General features: G+C 72.3%; 6 protein-coding genes and 1 pseudogene. 2 read left to right on the forward strand and 5 right to left on the reverse strand.

Going from position 1 to position 6,987, the window contains the following annotated elements; genetic code table 11:
• The 5 genes and pseudogenes from VF794_RS07010 to VF794_RS07030 all read right to left on the reverse strand — a co-directional run.
• A pseudogene (locus tag VF794_RS07010) lies at positions 1 to 477 on the reverse strand (FrgA protein); the annotation flags it as partial.
• Between the two features lie 177 nt (positions 478 to 654).
• On the reverse strand, positions 655 to 1,983 hold the full coding sequence (locus VF794_RS07015) for an RDD family protein (RefSeq protein WP_331108402.1): 1,329 nt from the start codon (positions 1,981 to 1,983) through the stop codon (positions 655 to 657).
• Positions 1,984 to 2,089: 106 nt separating this feature from the next.
• On the reverse strand, positions 2,090 to 2,356 hold the full coding sequence (locus VF794_RS07020) for a GlsB/YeaQ/YmgE family stress response membrane protein (protein ID WP_331108403.1): 267 nt from the start codon (positions 2,354 to 2,356) through the stop codon (positions 2,090 to 2,092).
• 132 nt (positions 2,357 to 2,488) lie between these two features.
• A complete protein-coding gene (locus tag VF794_RS07025) occupies positions 2,489 to 3,223 on the reverse strand; it encodes a 16S rRNA (uracil(1498)-N(3))-methyltransferase (protein WP_331108404.1) in 735 nt (244 codons plus the stop codon).
• 72 nt (positions 3,224 to 3,295) lie between these two features.
• A complete protein-coding gene (locus tag VF794_RS07030; protein ID WP_331108405.1) occupies positions 3,296 to 4,303 on the reverse strand; it encodes an endonuclease/exonuclease/phosphatase family protein in 1,008 nt (335 codons plus the stop codon).
• A gap of 399 nt (positions 4,304 to 4,702) precedes the next feature.
• Here VF794_RS07030 and VF794_RS07035 point away from each other — a divergent pair, with 399 nt between their 5' ends.
• Positions 4,703 to 5,704 (forward strand): asparaginase, encoded by a 1,002-nt coding sequence (locus VF794_RS07035; protein ID WP_331108406.1) that lies wholly within the window; start codon positions 4,703 to 4,705, stop codon positions 5,702 to 5,704.
• 17 nt (positions 5,705 to 5,721) lie between these two features.
• On the forward strand, positions 5,722 to 6,987 hold a 1,266-nt coding region (locus tag VF794_RS07040), incomplete at its 3' end, for an adenylate/guanylate cyclase domain-containing protein (protein WP_331108407.1).

Here is a 6,987-nt window from a genome sequence, read left to right on the forward strand (position 1 = left end):
CTGCGCCGAGGGGCTGAGCGCGGCGTGGAGCTGGCCGAAGCGCGGAGGCAGCGGCTGGCGGTAGATGGTGGAGATCCACTCGCGCACGCGCAGCTCGGTGGCCACCCACAGCTCGAGCGGCTTGCCGAGCAGGAAGCCCACCTCGTCCAGCTCCTTCTTCGGCACCGGGTAGCCGCAGGCGACGTGCAGTGTGCTGCCGTCCAGCGACAGCGGCACCACGCACAGGCGCTCGGCGATCTTCGGTGGGATGAAGGAGGCGACGTCGGCGTTGGGCTCGAAGTCCGCGAGGTTGACCGGACGCAGCCCCGAGGCATCTCCGAGCGCCTGGAGCACCTGGGGCTCGGGCAGCAGCCGGCGCTCCATCAGCGCGGTGTCGATGGCGCCTCCCTGCGCCGCCTGGTGGCGCAACACGTCCTCGGCCCGGTCCTGGGAGAGGAGGCCTTGCGCGATCAGGGTCTGGGCGAGGTGGGAAGGCATGGAAGACGCGGCATCTTAGGCCCGTGGCCGGCAGGCACAACGAATCCTTCGGGGACTCGGGGAGCGAGGCACGCCGCCTGCCTGCCCTCCTGAGTCTCGTGGTCGTAGTCGACGACGAGTGGTGTGTGGAGGTGTGTGCCTCCAATCGTGGTCGACTACGACTGAATGGAGTGCGCGCTAGCTCGGCTGGACGACGTACGTAGAGGTGAGCTTGTCGTGCAGCGTCTGGCCGCGGCGGTCGAAGAGGGCCATCCAGAAGCCCGCCAGGAAGAGTCCGAAGGACAGGATGGCGAGCATGGCGCGGATGATGGCGCGTCCGGGCGCCGGGGCGAGCCCGTGGGTGTCCACGAGCCGCAAGCCGAGCAGTCGCCGGCCCAGCGTGCGTCCATTCCAGAGGAAGGCGGACACGGCGCAGTAGACGAGCGACAGCAGGAGGACGAGCACGGCGCCGGGCACCAGCACGGACTGGAGCGCGCGCATCTGGACAACGAACGCGTCGAGCCCGGACAGGCCCGTCTCGGGCGTGCGCACGCCGGCCACGGAGGAGGCCAGCAGGAGGTAGAGCGCGGCCACTCCGGCGATGGAGCCGGTGTCGATGGTGAAGGCCAGCAGCCGGCGCCAGAGCGAGGCCGGGCGCGCGTGGACCTCCGAGAGGTCGGGCGCCAGGGTGGACGCCTTCGTGGACGCGGCCACCTTGGTGGCGGGCGCGGGCGCCGGGGCGGGAGCCTTCACGGGCGCGGGGACGGTGGGGAGCCGGGAGGGAGCGGCGCTCGCGGCGGCGACCGCGGGCGGAGCCGGAGCGACCGGCTCGGCCTCATCGACCTCGACCGAGAAGGACTCGTCCTCCTCGGAGGAGGCCAGGTCCAGCGAGAGCGGAGCGGCCGCGGGCGGCGCAACCGGGGGAAGACTGGCCACGGCGGGAGTCGGCTGCGGAGCTGGGCCCTGGGCGGCGGCGCCGGGGGCCATCCCGAAGACCTGGGTGGTCATGCGCGGGGCCGGGGCGGCGACCCCCGGGAGGTGGATGGCGGGCGTCTGCGGAGGCGCCGGAGGCGGGGGCCGGGGCGCGGCGGCCTGGACGGGAGCCGGCGCCGGCTGGGGCCGGAGCGCGTGGGCCGAGGGCATGTCGGGCGCCGGAGGAGCCTGTCTCGGCTGCGCGACCGGAGCGGGCGGAGCCGGCGGACGCGGCGGCATCACGGGCAGACCCGGAGCACGAGGCGCGGCCTGGACGGGAGCCGGGGCCGGCGGGCGCGGCGCCTGGGCGGCGGTCGGAGACATGCCGGGCGGCACCGGAGCGCGAGCGGTCATTCCGGGCGGCGCGCTCGGGCCGGCGGGAGGCGGGATGGGAGCCGTCGCCGGCGCATCGCGATCCGGGCGGCGACGGTCGATGTGGATGTCCTTGTCCAGCAGACTCGGGACGGCCCGGCCCGCGAGCTGGGACGCGGCGGCGCAGGTGGGGCAATCCCCTACGGGCGGCAGCGGAGCTCCGCACTTCAGGCACTTGGACAACGTTTCCTCCAGGCTGGACAAGGCTGTAGCAGCATGAAACGCCCTCTCCGCCCCGGGAGCAAGAAAACCGCCGGAAGCCGGGGTTCCCCGCCTGGAGACCTCCGGCTCAGCCGAAGCGGCGGCGGTGGGTGACCACGTTCGCTCCGACGCTGAGCAGGGCCGCCAGGATGACGGCCAACACGATGCCCAGCGGATGGACGATGGAGAGCGCCGAGCTGGGGGCGAAGGCCGAGCTGATGAGCCCGGCGATGATGCCTCCCGCGCTGCCGAGCAGCACACTGCCCCAGAACCCCACCTGGGGCGCCGGAGGCAGGATGGCTCGCATGATGACGCCCACGATGAGCCCGACGACGATGTAGGCGAAGACGCTCATGACTCCCGCTCCCTCTCTAGAAGTTGGGAAGAAGTTGCTGTCGTGGAGGAAACATAGGGCTGGGAGCCTGGGGTGGGCAGACGTCGGGGAGGGGGGGCTCGTCCTCCCGGCACCTGCCCAGGCGCGCGGCGCCTAGCCGAGCTCTCCGTCCAGGTGCGCCATCACGGCCAGGGCGGCGAGCGCGGCCGTCTCGGTGCGGAGGATGAGCCGGCCGAGGGTGACGGGGCGAGCACCGAGCGCCCGGAGCGCGGAGACCTCCTCGCGGGACAGGCCGCCCTCGGGGCCCACCACGAGGGCCACGGGGGAGCCGGGCGCGCAGGCGCGGAAGGCCTCGCCCAGGGGCACGGCCGATTCCTCCTCATCGAGCACCAGCAGGCTCGTGGTGGGGACGAGCGTGCGCGCCGCCTCCAGCAAGGGACGGGGCGGGTGGACGACGGGCACGTCGTTGCGCCGGCACTGGCGGGCGGCCTCCTCGACGATCTTGGCCCACCGGGCGGTGCGCTCCTCGGCGCGCTTGGGCTCGAGCTTCACCACGCTGCGCGCGGCGGCCACGGGGTGGAAGGAGGTGGCGCCCAGCTCGGTGCCCTTCTGGAGGACGAGCTCCAGCTTGTCGCCCTTGGGCAGCCCCTGGACGATGCCCACCTCGCGGCGGGCCGGGGCGCGCCGGGCCTCGCCGAGCACCAGGCGCACCGCGTCCGCGTCCAGCGAGGCCACGCACGCGTCGAAGGCGCGGCCCGAGCCGTCGAAGACCTCGAAGGAAGCGCCCTCTCCGAGCCGCAGGACGTGGACGAGGTAGTGGCGGCGCTCGCCCGAGAGCGTCACCTCGGAAGGGGCGGGCTCCGGGAGCGGAACGAAGAGTCGGACCACGGGACGGTTCTCCTCCAGGGCGGTGGGGAGGCGGGACTTGAGCAGGAAGCCGCCGTCCCCACCAGGACCGTCTCAGTGGTGGACCTCGGGGAGCTGGAAGTCGGCGATGGAGGGCAGGTGGTCGGACGCCATGGTGGAGTGGTCCACCTCCAGCAGCAGGGGCTCGAGCTGGCGCGAGGCGAAGAAGGTGTCGAAGCGCTTGCCGGTGGCGGGGGACACGCCGGTGGCGTCGGGCAGGGCGTTGAGCGTGGACATGTCCGCCACGTCCTGCAGGCGCAGCCAGTTCTCGCAGCCCTTCACCACCTTGCGGGAGACGAGCAGCTCCCGGGCCTCGTCCGGCCGCATGTGGGAGCCGTCCGGCATGCGCACGCGCAGCTCGCGGGCGCGGTGGAGCGGGTCGGGCAGCTCGTGTTCCAGCGCGTGGAGGGCGCGGCGCACGCGCACGTCGGCGATGTTGCCCACGCCCCAGTCCCCCACGCTGGGGTGCACGTCGCCGTAGCGCGACTCGTAGTCGCGCACCGTCTCGGTGGGCTCGTGCTTGCGGATGGGGCTGGGCAGCAGCGAGTAGTGGTGCTTGACGTTGATGTTGGCGTTGAAGTCGCCCAGGGCGATGGAGGCCACGCCGTCGCGCGCGTGCAGCACGGACTGGAGCTGCCAGAGCTGGCCGGCGTTGATGCCGCTGTCGCCCAGGGTGTGGTGCACGTTGTAGAGGGCCACGGGCCGGCCGCGCACGTCGATGAGCGTGAAGAGCGCGCCGCGATCCTCGTCCAGCTCGCCCACGTAACCCTGGCGCTGGATGGCCGCCATGCGGGCGTCGTCGGGGAAGGCATAGGTGAAGTGCGTGGCCTCGAGGATGGGGAAGCGGCTCAAGGTGGCCTTGCCGTTCACCACGGGCCCGCCGACGTCGCGGCCCTGGTAGACGAGGTGGAAGCCGTAGTCGCGCGCGAGCTCCACGGCGGTGGGCTGGCTCGCCTCCTGGATGGCGATGACGTCCGGCATCCGGCGGCTCTCCTCCAGCTCGGCGAAGTAGCGCTCCAGCAGGTCGCGGTTCTGGCCGCCCAGGAGGATGTTGTACGTCATCACCCGGAGTCCCCGCTCCCGGGGCGGGCGCGGGCTCGGGTGGTGCACGAGCAGTGTGACCCCCGACCCGAGCTGACGCGGTCCGTCAGCGGCCGGCACCGCCTCGAAGCCCTGGAAGACCTGGGTGGGCTCGCTGTGAGGCAGGTGCTGGGGTGGGGCAATGGGGACTCCATCAATGACACTCCTCCCAAAGGGGAGGCGGTCCAGTAATCGTGAGAGGGCCTGTCCGGGCATGAGTCCTTTACTGTCTGAGCATTCCTCGCCCCGCAGGGGAGTGCTGGACGCTTCCCCGCCTGCCGCCTGGGGGTTGTCGGAGCTGCTCGCCCCCTCGCTCTCCGAGCGGACTGGGCTACCGGGAGGGAGGCAAAGTGGCGGCGGTCCTGGTATGCGCAGCCCGCCATGTCCTCTTTCCTCATCGAGTCCACCCGCTCCGGCTTCATCGAGTCCGTGCACCACGTGTCCGTGGCGGTGGTGGACACCAAGGGGGCGCTTGTCGCGTCGGCGGGCGAGCCCGAGCGCGTCTTCATGTGGCGCTCGGCGGCCAAGCCCTTCCAGGCGCTGCCGCTGCTGCGGGACGGAGCGGCGGACCGCTTCGGCTTCGGCCCGCGCGAGGTGGCGCTCTCGTGTGCCTCGCACTCCAGCGAGCCGGTGCACCGCGAGGTGTGCGCGGGCATGCTGGTGGCGACGGGGTGCGAGGAGTCGCAGCTCGCCTGCGGGACGCACCCGCCGCTGTCGCTGGCCGTGGCGGAGGAGGCGCTGCGCCAGGGGACGGTGATGACACCGCGCTGGAGCAATTGCTCGGGCAAGCACGCGGGGATGTTGGCGCTGGCGAAGCACCGGGGCTGGGTGACGGAGGGGTATGAGCGGGCGGGACACCCGGTGCAGGAGCGCCTCCTGGACGAGGTGGCGCATTGGACGGGGGTGGCGCGAGGGGAGCTGCGGCAGGCGGTGGATGGGTGCACGGCGGTGTGCTTCGGGCTGCCACTGCGGGCGATGGCGCTGGCGTACGCGCGCTTCGGTGTGTCGGAGCTGGAGCCAGCGAAGCGGCTGCGCGAGGCGATGTGGGCGCACCCGGAGCTGGTGGCGGGCACGGGCCGGCTGTGCACGGAGCTGATGACGGTGGCGCGAGGGGTGGTGCTGGCGAAGGTGGGGGCCGAGGGCGTCTACAGCGCGGCGGTGCCGGCGCTGGGGCTGGGGGTGTCGCTGAAGGTGGAGGACGGGGACATGCGGTGCGCGCCGCCAGCGCTGCTGGAGGTGCTGCGGCAGGTGCTGGAGCGGAACGCGGGGAGGGTGTCCGTGCCGCTGGAGGGGCTGGGGCACCACGTGGAGCCGGTGCAGCGCAACACCCGGGGAGCGGTGACGGGGAGCTTGCGCGCGATGGGACGGCTGCGCTTCTCATGAGAGACAAGGAGGGCTTCATGGCCCGTCGCGGTGGTGAGAGCACGGTGGCCCGGTTCGAGGTGGCCCAGGCCAACCAGGAGCAGGTGCTCGCGGAGAGCGCGCTGCGCGGCGAGCGCCTGGTGACGTGGGTGCGGCTGGTGCTGGTGGCGCTGCTGAGCTTGAGCCAGTCCGTCGTCGCGCGGTGGTCGGGCGAGCTGCTGCCGAAGGATCCACCGCGGCAGGTGGCCGAGCTGCTGTACCTGGTCTGGGCCATTGGCCTCACGGTGCTGCTGCGCCGCGAGAAGCCCAACCCGCACCGGGTGAGGTGGCGGCCGGTGATTGCCACTGTGCTCGACTTTGGCTTCTTCGGCTTCATGGCCTGGCGGTCCTCCTTCATCAGCGGGAGCTTCCACCCGCAGATGCTGGCGGCGATCTGCGCGGTGCTCATCGCGTTCTCGGTGGCGCGCTACAGCCGGCTGCACGTGGTGCTGTCCACGGTGGTGGCCTCGGCGACGTTCGTGACGGTGTGCGTGCTGAAGGACGCCTTCTCCTTCTCCCAGGTGAGCTTCGTGCTGGGCTGCTACGTGGCGCTCGGACTGCTCATCGGGTGGGCGAACTCGGCGGTGAGCAGCATGTTCCTGGGGCTGAGGAAGCGCGACAACCTCTCGCGTTTCCTGCCGCGGCAGGTGGTGGAGCGGGTGCTGGAGACGGGGGACGGGACGCTGGAGCCGGTGCAGCGCGAGGTGACGATCCTCTTCAGCGACATCCGGGATTTCACCGCGCTGAGCGAGTCCCTGCCGCCGCGAGCGGTGCTGGCGTTGCTGGACGACTACTTCGGGCACATGGGGCAGATCGTCACGGGGCACGGGGGCATCGTGAACAAGTTCCTCGGGGACGGGATGCTGGCGTGCTGGGGCGTGCCGGACGGGGACACCCATCACGCGCGGCACGCGATGCAGGCGGCGCTCGACATGCGCACGAAGCTGGAGGAGCTCAACGCGTGGCGGGAGCAGCGCGGGGAGCCGCCGTTGCGCATCGGCATCGGGCTGCACACCGGGGTGGTGGCGGCGGGGATGCTGGGCGGAGCCGAGCAGCACGAGTACACCATCATCGGGGACGCGGTGAACCTGACGTCGCGCGTGGAGGGCCTGACGAAGGGCCTCGGTGTGGACATCCTGGTGAGCGAGAGCACCTGGAAGGCGGGCGGGGGCCGGTTCCTGGGCGAGCGCATCTCCGAGGAGCGGGTGAAGGGGCGCCGCGAGGCGGTGGTGGTGTACTCGCTGATGGGCCGTGCGCCCGCCTCG

Origin of the sequence: Archangium sp. (assembly GCF_036389735.1) — a bacterium.
Taxonomy (GTDB): domain Bacteria; phylum Myxococcota; class Myxococcia; order Myxococcales; family Myxococcaceae; genus Archangium.